Genomic DNA, 20,155 nt, shown 5'->3' on the forward strand with positions numbered 1-20,155 from the left:
TCCGGCGCAAGGTTGGTTACTTTCAGAGATTATTCATGAAACAAACACAACGGCATGACGCGATCATTGAACTGGTGAAAAAACAGGGGTACGTCAGTACGGAAGAGCTGGTGGAGCATTTTTCTGTCAGCCCGCAAACCATTCGTCGGGATCTTAACGATCTGGCGGAACAGAATATGATTTTGCGCCACCACGGCGGCGCGGCGTTGCCCTCCAGCTCGGTGAACACGCCGTGGCACGATCGTAAGGCGACGCAAACGGAAGAAAAAGAGCGCATCGCTCGCAAAGTCGCGGCCCAGATCCCCAATGGTTCAACGCTGTTTATTGATATCGGCACGACGCCGGAAGCCGTAGCGCACGCCCTGTTAGGGCACAGTAATTTGCGGATCGTGACCAACAATTTGAACGTAGCGAACACGCTAATGGCGAAAGAGGATTTTCGTATTATCCTCGCCGGCGGCGAACTCCGCAGCCGCGACGGCGGCATTATTGGCGAGGCGACGCAGGATTTCATCTCCCAGTTCCGTCTCGATTTCGGTATTCTGGGGATTAGCGGCATCGACAGCGATGGTTCGCTGCTGGAGTTTGATTATCACGAGGTGCGTACCAAGCGCGCGATTATTGAAAATTCACGCCATGTGATGCTGGTGGTGGATCATTCCAAATTTGGCCGTAACGCGATGGTAAACATGGGCAGCATTAGTATGGTCGATGCGGTCTACACCGATACCCTGCCGCCGCCGGGTGTGATGCAGGTGTTGACGGAGAACCATATCCAACTGGAGCTGTGTTAATTCTGTAAAACGTCCCACGTCAGACCAAAACGCGCCAGGTACTTACGCAGCCGGTCAGCGTCATTCACCGTGGCTTTCCCCTGGCGGGAAACGTTGAATAGCTGCCGCCCGGCGTCGGAAAGGGTTTTCGCCTGGCGGCAGACCGCAACGACGTTTTCCAGCTGCATACGGTCAAACAGATCCAGCGCCGTTGCGTCAATGCCCGGCAATCCGTCGAGCGCGGAGGGGCGATGGTCATTCCAGCTATAGCGCAAACGCGCGATTTCATCGTCTACCGTTTCGACCGTGATTCGCCCGTTGTCCGCCAGCGTCGCCATGCGGGTGACGCTGGCGGAGAGTTCGCGGAAGTTACCGCGCCAGGCGGCCTGCGGCGAGGTGGCGAAGCTCAGCCAGGCGCGGCGCGCTTCGGTATTAAAACGCACGCTGTCGCCGGTTAGCGCCGCGTGGCGTTCCAGTTCGTAGTCAAGGTTTGGCTCAATATCTTCCTGGCGCTGACGCAGGCCCGGTAGTTCGAAGGTCCAGAGATTAATGCGCGCGTACAGGTCTTCGCGGAATGTCCCCTCCGCGACCCGCTGGCGCAGGTCGCGCACCGTGCCGGCAATCAACTGGAAATCGCTGCTGACCTGCTGGTCGCTGCCGAAAGGGTAAAAGCGTTTCTCTTCAATGGCTTTCAGCAACATGGCCTGTTCATCCGCGCCCAGCTCTCCCACTTCGTCAAGAAACAACATGCCGCCGTCGGCGCTGCGCAGCAACCCTGCACGCTCCTCTCTCGCGCCGGTAAACGCCCCCTTAACGTGGCCGAACAGCGCCGACATCGCCGTGTCGCCGCGCAGGGTGGCGCAGTTCACTTCGACAAACGGGCCGCTGAACTGGTGGCGGGCCAGTTTTAGTTCATAGATTCGACGGGCGAGAAACGACTTGCCCGCGCCGGTCGGGCCGTTGAGCAGGATTGGCGAACGGGAGCGTATCGCGACGCGCTCAATTTGCTCAATCATCCGGTTGAAACACGGGTTGCGGGTTGCAATGCCGGACTTCAGGAAGTTGAGCGTCTCCTCCCTCTCCTGGGCGAAGCGGGTGGCGATGTCATTGTAGCGGCTGAGGTCGAGGTCAATAATCATCACGTCGCCCGTGCTATGCGGTTTATCTTTTTTGCGCGGTGGCGAGGTCTGCGCTAATCGCGCCGGTAGATAGCGCGCCTCCGCCAGCAGGAACCAGCAGATCTGCGCGACGTGGGTGCCGGTGGTGATATGAATCAGATAGTCTTCATCTTCGGGATGAAAGGTATGGCTGCGGGCGAAATCGTGCAGGCAGGCGTAAACCTCTTCGAAGTCCCACGGGTTGCGGATCGCGATTTCTACGCCGACGACTTCCGTTTCCGGCGAGACGCTGGCGATATCCTTCTTTAATCCTTCAAACAGCGAGCGAGAGCGGGCATCGTACAGCAGTTCCAGGCGGTGAACGACCAGCGTCTCCTGCTGGCACAGACACAAAGTAGGGCGCCATTTTTCCCAACGCTGACTGCCGCGTCCTGCATAGTCGAGTACCGTACCGACAAAACCAAAGGCCACCGTTTTTCGCATCTTAGATTTCCTTCTAAAAGACGAGATAATTTTATCGCTTTTTAATGGCTGTCGTGCAGGCATTTTTCTTTCACCTGAACACCAAAGAAATAAATTAGTTAAAAATCAATATATTAAAAAATAATTTATTTTCTGGCACGCTGGTTGCAATAACCATGGCATGGAGAATAACGGAAATGGGAAAAACAAATGGCTAATCCACTTTTGTTCCGTTCGCTGTTAAGGGACGCGCCGCTGGCCAACGCCAGCAATCAGCAAGGCGCAGCGGCCTTTGCCTTCACCCCGCGCCATAAACTGGCGCAAATGGTGATGACCGGCTGCATGAACGAGACTTTTTATGCCAGCGGCCAGGCGCAGCTAAATGATGTTCTGGCGACGGCGAAAGATCTCGACGATCTGTTTTTAGCGCAACTGGCGATTTATGGCCGCGAACGCGGGATGATGAAGGATATGCCCGCGCTGTTGACCGCCATTCTGGCGGCGCGTGGTTCGGCGCTGCTGCCGGTAGTATTTGCGCGGGTGATCAATAATGGCCGGATGCTGCGTAACTTTGTGCAAATGTTGCGCAGCGGCGTGACCGGGCGGCGCTCGCTGGGGACGCGGCCAAAGAAGCTGGTGCAGCGTTGGTTGCAGAACGCCAGCGAAGAGCGCTTATTGCAGGCATCGGTGGGCAATGCGCCGTCGCTGGCGGATATCGTCAAAATGGTGCACCCACGGCCGCAGGCGGCGTGGCAGGAAGCCTTCTTCGCCTGGCTGATTGGTAAGTCATGCGATAAGGCGCAGTTGCCGGAAAAAACGCGCGCGCTGCTGGCGTTTCGTGAAGGCGACATGGGCGCGGCCTTACCCGATGTGCCGTTTTTACTGCTGACCAACGCGCCGCTGAGTCGCGAACAGTGGGCACAGCTGGCGCAGCGGATGAGTTGGCAAACGTTACGGATGAATTTGAATACGCTGGCGCGTCATGGCGTGTTTGAGAATGCAACGCTTGCCGCCAGCGTGGCGCAGCGGCTGGCGGACAGGGCGCAGGTGCGCCAGTCCTGGGTCTATCCTTATCAGTTGCTGTCGGCGTGGAGCAATCTGCAAAGCGGCGTGCCGCAGGTTATTCGCGAGGCTTTAGCGCAGGCGATGGAGTACGCGCTGGAGAACATTCCGCCGTTTCGCGGCAACGTGGTGGTCTGCCCGGACGTGTCGGGGTCGATGAAGTCGTCGATAACCGGCTATCGCAAGGGGGCGACCAGTAAGATCCGCTGCGTAGACGTTGCCGGGCTGATCGCCGCCGCCGTGTTGCGTAATCATCCGCAGGCCCGCGTGCTGCCGTTTGAATGCGATGTGGTCGACGTGCGGCTTGATGCGCGCCAGTCGGTCATGCACAACGCGCAAAAGCTGGCGGCGGTTGGCGGCGGCGGCACCAACTGCTCCGCGCCGCTACGTAGGTTGTTGAACGAGCGGGCGCGGGTGGATCTGGTGATTATGGTGTCGGATAACGAATCGTGGGTTGATAAGTCGCGCCATGGCTCAACGGCCACCATGGAATGCTGGATCGAACTGAAAAAGCGCAACCCGCAGGCGCGCCTGGTGTGTATCGATCTGCTGCCTTACGGCACCACGCAGGCGGCGGAACGAAGCGATATTTTGAACGTCGGCGGCTTCAGCGACGAGGTGTTTACGGTGATAGATAACTTTGTTAACGGTCGCTATGGCAGCGCGCACTGGCTGGAAGAGATTGAAGCCGTGACGCTGTAAAGAGTATTCAGCGCGGCGCGAATGCTGGCCGGGATTACATCTTTCCCGATGCGTATCATCCCGGCTATAAATTTGTCGCGCAACGCTGAAGGTACGAATGCTGGTGGATCTACACCTTGTATGGCCAGACGCAGGTTCGAACCCTGCCGGGGCTTAGCCCTGTAGCTCAACGGTAGAGCGGGTGATTCACCTTAACTTGTCGTGCCACCCTATTTTGGCGAATGCCTGTGGATCTACATTTGTTGCGGGTTCGAGACCCGTCAGAGCCCGGCTCTGTAGCTCAATGGTAGAGCGGTGTATTCACATAAACTTGTCGCCACCCTAATGATTAAAACGAGAAAAAAATGATGAATTACGAATTGATGACCACCCAGAATGCACCGGTAAAAATGTGGACCAAAGGCGTACCGGTAGAAGACGATGCCCGTCAGCAACTGATTAATACGGCGAAAATGCCGTTTATTTTCAAACATATTGCCGTTATGCCGGATGTGCATTTGGGGAAAGGATCGACCATCGGTAGCGTGATCCCGACGAAAGGGGCGATTATTCCGGCGGCGGTGGGCGTGGATATCGGTTGTGGAATGAACGCGCTGCGTACCAGCTTAACGGCGGCCGATCTGCCGGAAAATCTGGCGGAGCTGCGTAGCGCCATAGAGGCCGCTGTGCCTCACGGGCGTACCACCGGACGCGGGCGTCGCGATGTGGGCGCATGGGGAAACCCGCCCGCCAACGTTGATGAAAAATGGGCGCAGCTGGAAGCGGGATATCAGTGGTTAACGCAAAAATATCCGCGCTTTTTGAATACCAATAGCTATAAGCACCTGGGAACGTTGGGAACCGGTAACCACTTTATTGAGATCTGTCTGGATGAAACCGATCGGGTATGGATCATGCTGCACTCCGGTTCGCGCGGGATCGGTAACGCCATCGGCACCTATTTTATCGGCCTGGCGCAGCAAGAAATGCAGGAGCAGTTAGAAACGCTGCCGTCCCGCGATCTGGCGTATTTTAATGAAGGAAGCGAATATTTTGATGATTACCTGAAAGCGGTACACTGGGCGCAACAATTCGCCAGCCTGAACCGCGAGGCGATGATGGAAAACGCGCTGGCGGCGCTCCAGCGCTGCGTGGAAAAACCGATCGCCCTCGATATGGACGAGATCAACTGCCACCATAACTATGTGCAAAAAGAACAGCACTTTGGCGAAGAGATTTATGTAACGCGTAAAGGGGCGGTTTCGGCGCGGCGCGGTGAGTTCGGTATCATTCCCGGTTCGATGGGGGCGAAAAGCTTTATCGTGCGCGGGCTGGGTAACGAAGAGTCGTTCTGTTCGTGCAGCCACGGCGCCGGACGTGTGATGAGCCGAACGAAAGCGAAGAAACTGTTTAGCGTTGACGATCAGATTCGCGCCACCGCGCATGTCGAATGCCGTAAAGATGCGGACGTAATCGACGAGATCCCAATGGCGTATAAAGATATTGATGCGGTGATGGCGGCGCAGTCTGACCTGGTGGAAATCATGTACACCCTGCGGCAGGTGGTGTGCGTTAAAGGATAGAAAATGGCAAGGATCATCGCGCTGGATGGCGCACAGGGAGAGGGCGGCGGGCAGATTTTGCGCTCGGCGCTGAGTTTATCAATGATAACCGGCCAGCCGTTTGAAATGAGCGGCATCCGCGCCGGGCGCGCCAAACCGGGGCTGCTACGCCAGCATTTAACGGCGGTGCGGGCGGCGACGGAAATCTGCGGCGCGCAGGTGAACGGCGACGAGCTGGGCTCGCAACAGTTGCGTTTTACGCCGGGGCCGATTCGCGGCGGCGAGTACCGTTTCGCGATTGGCAGCGCGGGCAGTTGTATGCTGGTGCTGCAAACCGTCCTGCCCGCGCTGTGGTTTGCCGATGGTTCATCCCGCGTGGAGGTTCACGGCGGGACGCATAATCAGGCCGCGCCCAGCGCCGATTTTATCTGCCGCGTCTGGGAGCCGCTGTTGGCGAGGATGGGCATCAGCCAGCGTACCACGCTGATAAAACACGGCTTTTATCCGGCAGGCGGCGGCGCGGCGGCGACGGTCGTCGAACCGGCGGCGTCTTTACGCGGTCTAACGCTGATATCGCGCGGCGAGACGCTGCGTATCACCGCCGAAGCTTTGCTGGCCTCGGTGCCTCACCACGTTGGCGAACGTGAAGTCGCAACGCTGGAAGCCCACTTCCCGCAGGCGGAGAAAAACGTCGTTGCGCTGGAAGGCGGCTGCGGGCCGGGCAACGCGCTGTCGCTGATGATCCAAAGCGAACAACTGACCGAACTGTTCGCCGCGTTCGGCGTAAAAGGCACCAGCGCGGAAGCGGTAGCTAATCAGGTTGCGCATGAAGCGCGGCGCTATCTCGCAAGTCCGGCGGCGGTGGGAGAGCATCTGGCCGACCAGCTGATTTTACCGCTGGCGCTGGCGGGCGAAGGCGCGTTTACCGTGGCGCGGGCTTCCGCTCACTTGCTTACCAATATTGCGGTGGTGGAACGGTTTTTGCCGGTAACGTTCAACCTGGAGGAGGCGAGGGGGATGGTGCAGGTTATGGTAAGTAAAAAGGATAGCGGATCATGACATACTACGCTGATTTCCTTGATGCTGAACAACGCGTTGCTGACGCCATCCCGGAGAGGGATGTTAATCCCTTTTCCGGCCCTTCAACGATGCGGCGAAGAGTGCTGGTGAGTCAGGACGGCGAGCCGGTTATCGTGCTGTGTCTTTTTGTCGCGCTGGAAGAGGGGCGCTGGATCGTTGAGCAGTGCTTCAGCGGCATCATGAATAATGATAAGACTATTGCGATATTATACGGTCAGCACGTTCACTTATTTGATACGGATTCACATCAGGTTAAGAGCCTGTTTCTTGATGATTATGTTGGCCATATTTATTCAATACCCGATGTTTGGGATCATAAGGCCTCGCTGAGCGAGAATTTCCTGGTCACAACCTTTCAGTATACGTTTCTTATCAACGTGAGTTCCGGCATTATCTGGCGATCGGAACCGTGTGGTATTGATGGCGTCATTATTCACGATATCCGGGAGGGTATTATTTATGGCAGTGGCGAATGGGACCCGCCGGATGGATGGGCGCCATTTAACCTGCGGCTGAGCGATGGCCATCGGGCCTGAAGCCAACTCAGCGTCTGGATTTACGTTTATGCCGGATGGCGGCTACGCCTTACCCGGCCTACAAAACCATCAATATCAATATGTTTTAAAATGACTCTGCAGGCCTGATAAGCGAAGCGCCATCAGGCACACGTTAAACCCCGTACCCCATCATCTTCAGCAACTGCTGCGCGTGCTGTACCGCGTCCTGACGGTGCGCGACGCCGAGTTTCTGATAGAGGTTGCGGATATGCGTCTTAATGGTGGTTGCGGCCACCGCCAGTTCGCCGGCAATCTGTTCGTTGCTGTAACCGGAATAGATAAGCCCTAACACCTGCCATTCACGCTGGGTGAGCGGGCTGGTGCGAATAAGCTCCGGGACATCCGGATGGTTAAGCAGGCGCTCGACGAAGCCTTCGTCAAAATGGGCGAATTTATGCCGGTGATGTTGGTTAATCTCTCGCAGGATGCGCTGCGCGCGATGCTGCTCCATCTCCGGCAGCGTATTGAGCTGGATAAGCTGACGCAATTGTTGCGCCATGGCTTCGCCTTCAATCACAAAATGGCTGATAAATCCGGTGCGGTTGGCGAGCTGTAAGGCATCAAGCAATACGCGCTGGGCATCGTTTTTCCGCCCGGATTGCCAGTAAAGCTGATTGAGTAACAGCAGATTGCGGTTTAAATCGCTCATTAAGCGCAGGCTACGGGCATTCTCATTTAACTCTTCCAGCACGATTTCCGCAGGCTCGAATTCGCCCAGCAGGATCTGCGCGCGGGCGATATTCCGCCATTGCCCTTGCAGAAAATGGTTATTGGCAAACGCCGGTTTGGGCGTATGACGTAACCAGTTGGCGGCGGATTTTTTGTCGCCGGTTAACTGCCAGTAAATGACACGCACCTTATCGGCGTTAGAGATCCAGTCGCAGTGATAACGACCATTGCCTAATAAATTTTCCAGTCGGTTAAGCTGACTACGGGCATTATCCAGATCGCCGCGCGCCAGCGAGCACTGCACCAGTAGCGTCAGGCACTGCAACTGTTGTTGCGGCTGGAAGGTGGACAGCACAGCGATACCGCTGCGCGCCGAGGCCTCCGCTTCGTCAAGGCGCGCCCACGCCCACAGCAATTGCGCGCGGATACGTACCAGAAACTCATGCATCGGCAGTTGTTCCAGATGTTGCTCTTTGATCAACTGGAAGGCTCTCTCCTGCGTTTCCCATGCGGCCTGCAGGAATCCCTGTGCGAACTGAATTTCGCTTTGTTGAATTAAGCTCCACAGCGCGTAATGCCAGACGTCATGATGGCGTGCCATTTGTTCGGTTTGCTGCATCAGCGATAAAGACTGGCTGAGATCGCCTTTACAGTGCAGCACTTCGCCGTGAACGGAGGTCGCGACAATGCGGCTATAAAACCAGGCGAGAGGAAGCTCATCCAGCGCCAGTTTCGCCAGCCGCTCAGCCTCTTCCGGATTGCCGTCGTTGATGGCGACCTGGGCGCGCAGCGCGTTAAATTCAGCATGCAGCGTGCCGTCCATGACCCCTTTGATCTCTTGCTCGGCGCGCGCCAGCAGCGTATTCACTTCGCTATAGCGGTGTTGGCTTTGCATCAGCCAGGCCTGTAACAACACCAGCCGCGGATTTTCCAGCAGGCTTTCCCACGGCAGCGCTTTTAATGACTCTTCCAGCAGCGCCAGTTCACTGTGATTAAACAGCCCCCACGCATGATTAAGCAGGATATCGCGCAGCATTTGCGCGTCACCCGCCGCCAGCGCATGATGTATAGCTTCGCTGGGAAAACCCTGTTCCATCCAGCTTTCCGCGGCCGCACGGTGGATCTCCGGCAGTTCCGCCGCCAGTTCCCACTGGCAACGCTGGCGCAGAAAGCTACCAAACAACGGGTGATAGCTAAACCACTCGCCCGTGTCGTCCATGCGTTGCAGGAATAACCCCTGGCGCTCAATCTCCTCCAGCCGCATCTGGCCGTTTTCTTCGCCGGTCACGCGCACGATCAACGCGTCATTCATTGAGCGTAAGATCGCGCTTTTAAGTAAAAAATGTCGGGTGCTGACATCCACGTTATCCAGTACTTCGTCCACCAGATAATCAGAAAGGTGGCTGGCATTAATCCCGGCAAGACGGCGGGCGGAGTGATGCGCAGAGGTATGGTTCTGGCGCGCGGAGAGGGCGATCAACTGTAGCGCAGTGGCCCAACCGGCCACATCGTCGCACATGCGGCTGCTCTCAGCGGCTTCAATGGGCGACGAAAGACGACGGTCAAAAAATTGCTTTGCTTCCTGATGGTTAAAAGCCAACTGCTGGCTACCGATTTCCAACAGCTGATCGCGCACGCGCAGGTTAGCGATGCCCAGTTGCGGCAAATTACGCGATAACACTACCAGGGTGAAATTTTCCGGCTGATGCCGTAAGAAAAAGCGCATCGCGTCGTGAATCACCGGATTGGTAATCAAATGGTAGTCGTCAATCACCAGATAAAGCGGGCGATGCCACTGCGCCAGTTCAATAAAGAGCTGTGCGAAGAGGGTCGTCAGACTGGCGTACTGACGTTTTTGCGCCATCGCTTCGCTGGTAGAGCAGTGTCCGCCGGTGGCCTGTTGGATTGCGGCAATTAAGTAACTGGCGAACCGCTCTTGCTGGTTATCGCCTTCGTCGAGAGAGTACCAGCCTAATTCATTTTTGCCCGCCGCCCACTGTGAGACAAGCGTGGTTTTCCCATAGCCAGCAGGACTGGTTACCAGGGCGAGCCTGAAATTGTTCGCGCCGGAAAGTTTAGCCAACAGCCGCTCACGAACCACGGTATGGTCGAGACGAACCGGACGACTTAATTTAGACGGAATCAACATAGCAATCACTTCACTGTGGGAAATGGGGGGAACTGCGATTTTTTTTGCGCTTCGTAATTAATAGATATAAGGTCGGCCAGAAAGCATTTTAATGCAAGCTAAGCAGACTTTTTATGTGTCTGAATTTGCACTCTGTCACAATTCTAAATAACGGTATTAAAAAAGTATTCGGCGCGGTTGAAACGAGCGTCAGAGCTGGGCTGAGGTCATATTTTCGTTGTTATAAATAATGTCCTGGACATGATGCGGATTTAACACAATGGCGATACCAGGCGTTTAATTAATTATGTTTAGTGAGTGAATCTCCCGCTGCTGAATATTTCAGGTAAGAAACTATTTTGGCGTTCATATAATCTTCGAAAATATCCCTTCGCGATTTACTGTTATTTCTGTTTATTCATTTGATTATGCGTAACACTGGGTGTCGTTGACAGGAATCGGCGCGTTTATACAGGGGTAAGTGGCGGCGATCACACTTTTATGCTCATCCCCGCTCCTCCTCCCTCCCTAATCATTGCCGGGAGGAGGAAGGTCAACATCGAGCCTGGCAAACTAGCGATAACGTTGTTTTATTACCCGAGGACGGATTTCCTATGTCACAGCCAACCTTCAATAAAGATCAATTCCAGGCCGCCCTGACGCGTCAGTGGCAGCGTTTCGGTTTACTGTCTGCGTCCGACATGACGCCTCGTCAGTGGTGGCAGGCCGTTAGCGGCGCGCTGGCGGAATTACTGAGTGCGCAACCGGTAGCGCAGCCGACGAAAGGCCAGCGTCATGTGAACTACATTTCGATGGAATTTTTGATTGGCCGCCTGACGGGAAATAACCTGTTAAATCTGGGATGGTACCAGGACGTTAGCGATGTACTGAAAGCGCACGATATTAATCTGACCGATCTGCTGGAAGAGGAAGTCGATCCGGCGCTCGGCAACGGTGGTTTGGGACGTCTGGCCGCCTGCTTCCTCGATTCGATGGCCACCGTCGGGCAGTCCGCTACGGGCTATGGTCTGAACTACCAGTATGGGCTGTTCCGTCAGTCATTTGTTGAAGGCAAGCAGATGGAAGCGCCGGATGACTGGCATCGCGGCAGCTATCCGTGGTTCCGCCACAACGAGGCGCTGGACGTCCAGGTTGGGATCGGCGGTAAAGTCACCAAAGAAGGGCGCTGGGAGCCACGTTTTGTGATTACAGGCCAGGCCTGGGATCTGCCGGTGTTAGGCTATCGTAACGGCGTCGCGCAACCGCTGCGTTTGTGGCAGGCGACCCACGCGCATCCGTTTGATCTGACCAAATTCAACGACGGCGCTTTCCTGCGGGCGGAACAGCAGGGTATCGATGCGGAAAAACTGACGAAGGTGCTTTATCCCAACGATAACCACACGGCGGGCAAAAAACTGCGTCTGATGCAGCAATACTTCCAGTGCGCCTGCTCGGTAGCGGATATTCTGCGTCGCCATCATCTGGCCGGACGCAAACTGCATGAGCTGGCGGATTACGAGGTCATTCAGTTGAACGATACTCACCCGACCATCGCCATTCCGGAACTGCTGCGCGTGCTGATTGACGAGCACCAACTGAGCTGGGATGACGCCTGGGCTATCACCAGCAAAACCTTCGCCTACACCAACCACACCCTGATGCCGGAAGCGCTGGAGTGCTGGGATGAGAAGCTGGTGAAAGCGCTGCTGCCGCGTCATATGCAGATTATCAAGCAGATTAACGATCGCTTTAAGACGCTGGTCGATAACACCTGGCCTGGCGATAAGCAGGTATGGGCAAAACTGGCGGTGGTGCACGACCGTCAGGTACGCATGGCCAATATGTGCGTGGTCAGCGGCTTTGCGGTCAACGGTGTGGCGGCGCTGCACTCCGATCTGGTGGTGAAAGATCTGTTCCCGGAATATCACCAGCTTTGGCCGAACAAATTCCACAATGTCACCAACGGCATTACGCCGCGTCGCTGGATCAAACAGTGCAATCCGCAGCTTGCGGCGTTGCTGGATAAAACGCTGAAAAAAGAGTGGGCTAACGATCTCGACCAGTTGATCAACCTCGAAAAATACGCTGACGACGCCACATTCCGTCAGCAGTATCGCGACATCAAGCGGGCGAACAAAGAACGGCTGGTGAAATTTATCCAGGCCCGTACCGGGATTGAGATTTCGAGCCATGCGATTTTTGATATTCAGATCAAACGTCTGCACGAGTACAAGCGTCAGCATCTGAATCTGTTGCATATTCTGGCGCTGTACAAAGAGATTCGCGAAAACCCGCAGGCTGACCGCGTACCGCGCGTATTCTTGTTTGGCGCGAAGGCGGCGCCGGGCTATTACCTGGCGAAGAACATCATTTTTGCTATCAATAAGGTTGCGGAAGCCATTAATAACGACCCGGCGGTGGGTGATAAGCTGAAGGTGGTTTTCCTGCCGGATTACTGCGTCTCGGCGGCGGAAATGCTCATTCCGGCGGCGGATATTTCCGAGCAAATTTCCACTGCCGGGAAAGAGGCGTCCGGCACCGGCAACATGAAACTGGCGCTGAATGGGGCGTTGACTGTGGGAACGCTGGACGGCGCTAACGTTGAAATCGCTGAGAAGGTGGGTGAAGAGAATATCTTTATCTTTGGCCATACTGTGGAAGAGGTCAAGGCGCTCAAAGCCAAAGGCTACGATCCGGTGAAATGGCGTAAAAAAGACAAAGTGCTGGATGCGGTGCTAAAAGAGCTGGAAAGCGGTCAATACAGCGATGGCGATAAACATGCCTTTGACCAGATGCTGCATAGCCTCGGCAAACAGGGGGGCGATCCGTACCTGGTCATGGCGGACTTCGCCGCTTATGTCGAGGCGCAAAAGCAGGTGGATGCGCTGTATCGCGACCAGGAAGCGTGGACGCGCGCCGCGATCCTCAATACCGCGCGCTGCGGTATGTTCAGTTCCGATCGCTCTATTCGCGATTATCAGGCCCGTATCTGGCAGGCAAAACGCTAAGGGAGCGCGATGGAAAATAAACGTCTCGATAGTGCCGCGCTGGCGGCGGGGATCAGCCCCAGTTACATCAATGCTCATGGCAAACCGCAGTCTATTGGCGCTGAAACCAAGAGACGTTTGCTGGCGGCGATGCACGGCACGACAACAGGACCACAGGCGGTCGTGCCGAATGTGAAGGTTTATACCGCGGGTAAAAAAATGGCGTTGCCGGTAGAGGGACGCGGTGAGTTTGCCTGGCTGCTGACTACGGAAGAGGGCGTGCATTACAAAGGGCGCGTGACGGGCGGTAAAAAACTTAACCTTCCGGCTACATTGCCGGAGGGCTACCACACCCTGACGTTGACCCTGGATGAACAGCGTACGCACTGCCGGATTATCGTCGCCCCGCCGCGATGCTATGAGCCGCAGGCGCTGCTGGAAGGGAAAAAACTGTGGGGGGCCTGCGTCCAGCTTTATACTCTGCGTTCAGAAAAAAACTGGGGTATTGGCGATTTCGGCGATTTGAAGTCGATGCTGGTCGACGTGGCGACACGCGGCGGCGCGTTTATCGGCCTGAACCCGATCCACGCGCTTTATCCGGCGAATCCGGAGAGCGCCAGTCCCTACAGCCCCTCGTCTCGTCGCTGGCTGAACGTGATATATATCGACGTCAACGCCGTCGAAGATTTCCGCCTGAGCGAAGAGGCGCAGGCATGGTGGCAAATGCCCGCCACACAGCAAAAGCTGCGACAGGCACGCGATGCGCAATGGGTGGATTACGCTACCGTTACCGCGCTGAAAATTACGGCGCTGCGGATGGCGTGGACGCGGTTTGCCGCTCGCGACGATGCGCAAATGGCGGAGTTTCGTCACTTTATCGCCCGCGAAGGCGAGAGCCTTTACTGGCAGGCGGCATTCGACGCGCTGCATGCGTATCAGGTAAAAGAGGATGAGCAGCGCTGGGGCTGGCCAGCCTGGCCGGAGGCGTACCAGTCGGTAGAGTCTTCCGCTGTAAAACAATTCTGTGAAGCGCACCGCGAAGAGGTGGAGTTTTACCTCTGGCTTCAGTGGCTGGCCTGGCGCCAATTCGCCGCCTGCTGGGATACCTGCCAGAGTTTTAAACTACCGATTGGTCTGTACCGCGATCTGGCGGTTGGCGTAGCGGAAGGCGGCGCGGAAACCTGGTGCGACCGGGAGCTGTACTGCCTGAAAGCATCGGTCGGCGCGCCGCCGGATATCCTCGGCCCGCTCGGTCAGAACTGGGGGCTGCCGCCAATGGACCCGCATATCATTGTCGCCCGGGCGTATGAGCCGTTTATCGACCTGCTGCGCGCCAATATGCAAAACTGCGGCGCGTTGCGCATTGACCATGTTATGTCGTTGCTGCGTCTGTGGTGGATACCGTATGGCGAAACAGCGGATCAGGGGGCTTACGTCCATTATCCGGTTGACGATCTGTTGGCTATTCTGGCGCTGGAGAGCCAACGTCACCGTTGTATGGTGATAGGCGAAGATCTGGGGACGGTGCCAGTTGAGATTGTCGGCAAGCTGCGCGATAGCGGGGTCTATTCTTATAAAGTGCTGTGGTTTGAAAATGACCTTGAGAAAAACTTCCGCGCGCCAGGCGCATATCCGCAACAATCGATGGCTGTCGCCTCGACGCACGATCTCCCCACGTTGCGCGGCTATTGGGAATGCGGTGACCTGACGTTGGGTAAAGCTCTGGGGCTTTATCCGGATGAAGTGATTCTGCACGGGCTGTATGAGGATCGCGAGCGGGCGAAACAGGGGCTATTGGACGCGCTGCATAAATATGGCTGTCTGCCAAAACGCGCCGGGCATAAGGCATCGTTAATGTCGATGACGCCAACGCTAAATCGCGGGCTTCAGCGCTATATCGCCGACAGTAACAGCGGTCTGTTGGGGCTTCAGCCGGAAGACTGGCTGGATATGGCCGATCCGGTTAACGTACCGGGCACCAGCGATCAGTATAAAAACTGGCGGCGGAAATTGTCTGCATCTCTTGAGGCCATGTTTGCCGATGAGGGCGTAAACAAACTGATTAAGGATTTGGATAAGCGCCGAAAAGCGGCCGCGAAGAAGAAGTAATAAAGCCGGGGATTTCCCCGGCTTTATGATGGTGAGAGCACGTAGGCCTGATAAGCGCAGCGCCATCAGGCAATCCTGGCGCAAATTGCTGCCTTATCCGGCCTACAAGCAGCCTCGCTTAAACCACCATACCCAGTAGCAGACAGCCGATCAGGCCGCAGACGGAGATGATCGTTTCCAGCATCGACCAGGATTTAATGGTCTCGCCGATAGTCAAATTGAAATACTCTTTGAACAGCCAGAAGCCTGGGTCGTTGACGTGAGAGAAAATCACGCTCCCGGAACCGACCGCGATAACCATCAGTTCAGGGCTAACGCCGGTAGTGGCGATCAGCGGCGCCGCAATGCCGCCTGCGGTAATCGCCGCGACAGTCGCAGAGCCCAGCGCGATACGCAGCACCGCCGCGATAGACCACGCCATCAACAGCGGAGAGACATTGGTTTCATGCATCATTGAAGCGATGTATTTATCCACGCCGCTATCGACCAGCACCTGCTTGAACGCGCCGCCGCCGCCGATGATCAGCAGCATCATGGCGATAATTTTGATGGAAGAGACCAGCGTATCGTTAATCTGATCCATGGAACGCCCGCGGTTCAGGCCAAAGGTGAACATCGCAATCAGTACGGCAATTAACGTAGCCATTACCGGGTCGCCCAGGAACTCGGCAACGGGCAGGAAAGCGTGGCCTTTTGGCAGAATCATCTCGGCAATCGCACGCATCGCCATCAGAATAACCGGAACCAGCGACGTCCAGACGCTGACGCCAAAGCCCGGCATCTCTTCTTCCGTAAAAGTTTTCGCGCTGTACAGGCCTTCCGGGATCGGCTTATCGATGCCTTTCAGGAAACGGGCGTAAACCGGTCCGGCAAGGATCACGGTCGGGATCGCCAGAATCGTACCAAACAGCAGCGTCTTACCCATATCGGCATGGAAAATCGTGGCGATCGCGGTTGGACCCGGGTGCGGCGGCAGGAAGCCGTGTGTGACGGAGAGCGCCGCGGCCATCGGCACGCCGACGTACAGTAACGGGATATTCGCCGCTGCGGCAATGGTGAATACCAGCGGCAGCATCAGAACGAAGCCCACTTCATAGAACAGAGCGAAGCCGACGGTAAAGCCGGTTAACACTACGGCCCACTGAATATGCTTTTTACCAAATTTCGCGATCAGGGTAGTGGCGATACGTTGAGCGCCGCCGCAGTCGGCAAGCATTTTGCCCAGCATGGCGCCGAACCCCATAATCAGGGCCAGACTGCCAAGCGTACCGCCGACACCGGCTTTGATGGAGCCGATGACTTTATCCAGCGGCATTCCCTGCATCAACCCGACAGCGAGCGCTACCAGGACAAGGGCGATAAATCCGTTCATTTTGAAGCGGATCATCAGAAGAAGTAACAAGATAACACCGATAGCAACGATGACTAATGGCATGATTTACCTGGCCTTTACTTTGTTATGGGTAACGTCATTGTTTCGACGACAAATTCCTGTTGTTCCCGACGGGAACAGAGTCGCAATAGCACCAATACTGATTACCGTTGAAACGAATGAGCGTAGTCAGATGTTATATGGATGTTAGGTGCCCATAAGAATGATACGGGTAACATATGGGTGTTGAAAATGACCCTGGCAGGCAAAATTTAAATTATGAGACACAGGTCATGTTATCGGCGCAAGAAGAAGGACCATTGTTCTGAGAGGTGGCTGATGGCGCAGAATGGCGGAATAGACGCCTTATTCGGCCTACGGTGGCGCAGACAAGGCCCGACAGGCGCAAGCGCCATCGGGCATGGATGCGGGGAAAATCTTAGTAGTAGGAGTGCTCGCCGCGCTGGTGTTCGGTCAGATCGCGAACCCCTTTCAGTTCCGGGAATTCATTCAGCAACTGTTTCTCGATCCCTTCTTTCAGCGTGACGTCAACCATCGAGCAACCGTTACAACCGCCGCCAAACTGCAGAATTGCATAGCCTTCATCGGTAATTTCCATCAGCGAGACGCGACCGCCGTGGCCCGCCAACTGTGGGTTAATCTGCGATTGCAGAGCATATTCCACGCGCTCCATCAGCGGCGCGTCATCGGCCACTTTGCGCATCTTCGCGTTTGGCGCTTTCAATGTGAGTTGAGAACCTAGCTGGTCGGTCACGAAATCAATTTCCGCGTCTTCCAGATAGGGCGCGCTCAGCTCGTCGACATAAGCGGTCAACAGGTCAAATTTTAGTGCAGTATCGGTGGCTTCTACGGCGTCGGGCGGACAATAAGAAACGCCGCACTCTGCGTTAGGAGTGCCGGGATTAATGACAAATACGCGGATTTGCGTCCCTTCTTCCTGATTTGCCAGCAGTTTGGCAAAGTGCGCTTGTGCAGCATCGGAAATACGGATCATAGTAATGGCCTAATAGTTGACTATTTTAGTTGGTTATAATACGCCCATCATCGAGGCTCTACAAGGTTCGACACAGGCACCATACCTGGACAGTCGCTGCGCCGTTGCGCAAAAGCAGTTGCGCGATTTCCGCGACGGTACTTCCGGTAGTGACGACATCATCCACAATAACCATATGGAGACCCTGTACCGGCAATTCAAGGCGAAACGCGTTTTTCAAATTGCGCTTACGTAACCTGGCGCTGAGATGATGTTGTGTTGCGGTCGCCCGTACCCGCGTGATGGTCTGGCTGTCCCACGCGCAGCCAAGCCAACGCGCTAACGGTTGGCATAACAGATCGCTTTGGTTAAATCCCCGCCGCCAGTGTCGGCGCGACCAGAGCGGAACGCTGACGATTCTGTCGGGAAGCTGCAAGCCAGTGCTGCGGCGCGCCATGAGTACTTCCTGCAACAGTAGACGCGCCAGTGCGGCGGCAATTTCGCTGCGGCGGGTAAATTTAAGCTGATGCACCAGTAAACTCAAGGGCGGCGTATAGTCACTGACGCTCACCAGACGCTGCCAGGGCGGCGGTTTTTGCAGGCAGCGACCGCAGGGGAGCGAAGGATGCGCGGCAGGTAATCCGCATTGCGGACACAGGCTGACGCGCTGGCGGACGGCGCGCGCGCATACGGAACAAATCCCCCAGTGGCTTAACGCCAGCGGCATTCGGCATAGCCAGCATAATCCCGGTACTGTTAGCATAGGTGCATCCTTGTTAGACAAAAGAGAACAGTAACTGATGAATGACATCTGGTGGCAGACCTACGGCGAGGGAAATTGTCATCTTGTGCTGCTGCACGGATGGGGATTGAACGCGGAGGTATGGCATTGCATTCGCGAGGAACTCGGCTCGCATTTTACGCTGCATCTGGTCGATTTGCCGGGCTATGGCCGTAGTTCGGGGTTTGGCGCTATGACGTTTGAAGAGATGACGGCGCAGGTAGCGAAGAACGCGCCGGACCAGGCTATCTGGCTTGGCTGGAGCCTGGGTGGCCTGGTGGCGAGTCAGATGGCGCTCACCCACCCTGAACGCGTTCAGGCGCTGGTGACAGTCGCCTCTTCGCCATGCTTTAGCGCGCGTGAGGGGTGGCCGGGAATAAAACCGGAAATCCTCGGCGGATTCCAGCAGCAGCTTAGCGACGATTTTCAGCGCACGGTGGAGCGTTTTCTGGCGCTGCAAACGTTAGGGACGGAGACTGCGCGTCAGGATGCCCGCACCTTAAAAAGCGTGGTGTTGGCGCAGCCTATGCCGGATGTAGACGTGCTCAATGGCGGACTGGAAATCTTAAAAACGGTCGATCTACGAGAAGCGCTTAAAAATGTGAACATGCCGTTTTTGCGTTTGTATGGTTATCTGGACGGTCTGGTGCCGCGTAAAATCGTGCCTTTGCTCGATACGTTATGGCCGCACAGTACATCACAGATAATGGCGAAGGCGGCCCATGCGCCGTTTATCTCGCATCCGGCGGCGTTTTGTCAGGCGCTGATGACGCTAAAATCATCGCTGTAACCAGGGCATTGCCGGGCCCGGACCATTCTGCAAGGTTAATGGCTTTCAGACGCCAGATCGGCAGGCGCCAGCCCGGTAACCCTAAGCACGGTATCGCGATCGAAACCATCGTTTAGCATGGAGCGGGCAATGCGCAATGCGGCGAGCCGTTGGCCTTCCTGTAGCCCTTTCTGTAACCCGTTACGATGCCCTTCCTGACGTAATCTTTCTGCGATAGTCATGATCTTCTCCTTATGCTGTGGGATACGCATAGCCACCTGGCGGATAAACGTATTGAAGCGCGCGACGTCGCCAGTGTGCATCATGTAATTAAACAAACTTTGAAGCTGGGTGTCATTAGCGTATCCCTTAACCAGCAGGGCGACCAGCTGTTCGACAAGCCCCATCAGATCACGCTGGCGGATGTGTTTTTGTATGAGTTCCAGCAGCGCGACCCGTCGGTGCCGCATAATCTCGTCATCCGGCACGACCGTAATATCGACCAGAGGAAAGGCGGTGGCGTATAGCTTACGCGCCATCACCGGGTCGGCAAATTCATCCAGCCAGCATAATGAGAACGGATACGGGCTGCGGTTTCCGTGATAAAACAGCATTGGCACCACTAACGGCAACGTCTTATGCCCGGCCTCCAGGTGCCGTTGCATTGCAGCCATTGCGTAACGCATCAGCCGAAATGCCATATGCGCGTCCGGCGTACTCTGATGTTCAATAACCACGTAAATGTAACCTTCACCTTCACTCGTTTCCAGCGACCACAGAATATCGGAATAATGGGGGCGTAAATCCTCTTCAATAAAGCTACCGGACTCCAGCCGTAACGTATTCAGATTACAGATTTGACGTAATGTCGTCGGGAGATGAATTTCCAAAAAATCCCGTGCAGTATCGGGGTGGCATAGAAACTGTTTGAATACCGCGTCATGCGGCGTGGATGTTGTTGAGGTCGCCATATCGATCCGTCATCGGTGAAGTTCAATGGCGTGACACTACGCGCAGACCGGGCTGATTGCAGTAGAGGATTAGTGCGCTT

The 20,155-nt window shown here is 55.7% G+C and carries 14 protein-coding genes; 8 read left to right on the top strand and 6 right to left on the bottom strand.

Annotated features, from left to right (window positions below):
* Positions 1 to 35 precede the first annotated feature (35 nt).
* A complete protein-coding gene (locus tag ACLD4F_RS17820) occupies positions 36 to 794 on the top strand; it encodes a DeoR/GlpR family transcriptional regulator (protein WP_052939266.1) in 759 nt (252 codons plus the stop codon).
* Here the strand turns inward: ACLD4F_RS17820 and rtcR are convergent.
* The gene (gene rtcR, locus ACLD4F_RS17825; protein ID WP_411010963.1) at positions 791 to 2,374 is read right to left on the bottom strand and encodes an RNA repair transcriptional activator RtcR; all 1,584 of its coding nucleotides are present in this window, start codon (positions 2,372 to 2,374) and stop codon (positions 791 to 793) included. The genes ACLD4F_RS17820 and rtcR overlap by 4 nt on opposite strands.
* A gap of 189 nt (positions 2,375 to 2,563) precedes the next feature.
* Between rtcR and ACLD4F_RS17830 the strand changes: the two genes are divergently transcribed.
* The 4 genes from ACLD4F_RS17830 (at position 2,564) to ACLD4F_RS17845 (ending at position 7,274) form a co-directional block, all read left to right on the top strand.
* Positions 2,564 to 4,117, top strand: coding sequence for a vWA domain-containing protein (locus ACLD4F_RS17830; RefSeq protein WP_411010964.1), 1,554 nt, complete (start codon positions 2,564 to 2,566; stop codon positions 4,115 to 4,117).
* 347 nt (positions 4,118 to 4,464) lie between these two features.
* On the top strand, positions 4,465 to 5,679 hold the full coding sequence (gene rtcB, locus ACLD4F_RS17835; protein ID WP_001105531.1) for an RNA-splicing ligase RtcB: 1,215 nt from the start codon (positions 4,465 to 4,467) through the stop codon (positions 5,677 to 5,679).
* A 3-nt stretch (positions 5,680 to 5,682) separates the two neighbouring features.
* On the top strand, positions 5,683 to 6,717 hold the full coding sequence (gene rtcA, locus ACLD4F_RS17840) for an RNA 3'-terminal phosphate cyclase (protein ID WP_133322401.1): 1,035 nt from the start codon (positions 5,683 to 5,685) through the stop codon (positions 6,715 to 6,717).
* Complete coding sequence (locus tag ACLD4F_RS17845; RefSeq protein ID WP_094947774.1) at positions 6,714 to 7,274, top strand: hypothetical protein; 561 nt, start codon at positions 6,714 to 6,716, stop codon at positions 7,272 to 7,274. Before rtcA ends, ACLD4F_RS17845 begins: the two co-directional genes overlap by 4 nt.
* Before the next feature lie 133 nt (positions 7,275 to 7,407).
* Here the strand turns inward: ACLD4F_RS17845 and malT are convergent, their stop codons facing one another.
* Positions 7,408 to 10,113: an HTH-type transcriptional regulator MalT gene (malT, locus tag ACLD4F_RS17850; RefSeq protein ID WP_079965421.1), complete on the bottom strand. Its 2,706-nt coding sequence runs from the start codon at positions 10,111 to 10,113 to the stop codon at positions 7,408 to 7,410.
* Between the two features lie 593 nt (positions 10,114 to 10,706).
* On the opposite strand from malT, the gene malP reads away from it, so the two are divergent.
* Together malP and malQ are read left to right on the top strand one after the other, a co-directional pair.
* Positions 10,707 to 13,100, top strand: coding sequence for a maltodextrin phosphorylase (gene malP / locus ACLD4F_RS17855; RefSeq protein WP_411010965.1), 2,394 nt, complete (start codon positions 10,707 to 10,709; stop codon positions 13,098 to 13,100).
* Between the two features lie 9 nt (positions 13,101 to 13,109).
* Positions 13,110 to 15,188, top strand: a complete 2,079-nt coding sequence (gene malQ / locus ACLD4F_RS17860; protein WP_411010966.1) for a 4-alpha-glucanotransferase — start codon at positions 13,110 to 13,112, stop codon at positions 15,186 to 15,188.
* Positions 15,189 to 15,306: 118 nt separating this feature from the next.
* Here the strand turns inward: malQ and gntT are convergent, their stop codons facing one another.
* From gntT to gntX, 3 genes are all read right to left on the bottom strand, one after another.
* Positions 15,307 to 16,623: a gluconate transporter gene (gene gntT / locus ACLD4F_RS17865; RefSeq protein WP_001131737.1), complete on the bottom strand. Its 1,317-nt coding sequence runs from the start codon at positions 16,621 to 16,623 to the stop codon at positions 15,307 to 15,309.
* A 376-nt stretch (positions 16,624 to 16,999) separates the two neighbouring features.
* Positions 17,000 to 17,575 (bottom strand): Fe-S biogenesis protein NfuA, encoded by a 576-nt coding sequence (gene nfuA / locus ACLD4F_RS17870; RefSeq protein WP_000619387.1) that lies wholly within the window; start codon positions 17,573 to 17,575, stop codon positions 17,000 to 17,002.
* A 58-nt stretch (positions 17,576 to 17,633) separates the two neighbouring features.
* Complete coding sequence (gntX, locus tag ACLD4F_RS17875; protein WP_000958733.1) at positions 17,634 to 18,317, bottom strand: DNA utilization protein GntX; 684 nt, start codon at positions 18,315 to 18,317, stop codon at positions 17,634 to 17,636.
* 37 nt (positions 18,318 to 18,354) lie between these two features.
* Between gntX and bioH the strand changes: the two genes are divergently transcribed.
* Entirely contained in the window at positions 18,355 to 19,125 is a 771-nt protein-coding gene (bioH, locus tag ACLD4F_RS17880) for a pimeloyl-ACP methyl ester esterase BioH (RefSeq protein WP_000998138.1), read from the top strand.
* 35 nt (positions 19,126 to 19,160) lie between these two features.
* Here the strand turns inward: bioH and ACLD4F_RS17885 are convergent, their stop codons facing one another.
* The gene (locus tag ACLD4F_RS17885; protein ID WP_023206035.1) at positions 19,161 to 20,075 is read right to left on the bottom strand and encodes an Rpn family recombination-promoting nuclease/putative transposase; all 915 of its coding nucleotides are present in this window, start codon (positions 20,073 to 20,075) and stop codon (positions 19,161 to 19,163) included.
* Positions 20,076 to 20,155 lie beyond the last annotated feature (80 nt).

This window comes from Salmonella sp. 741265050_HSA (genome assembly GCF_046569445.1).
Taxonomy (GTDB): Bacteria; Pseudomonadota; Gammaproteobacteria; order Enterobacterales; family Enterobacteriaceae; genus Salmonella; species Salmonella enterica.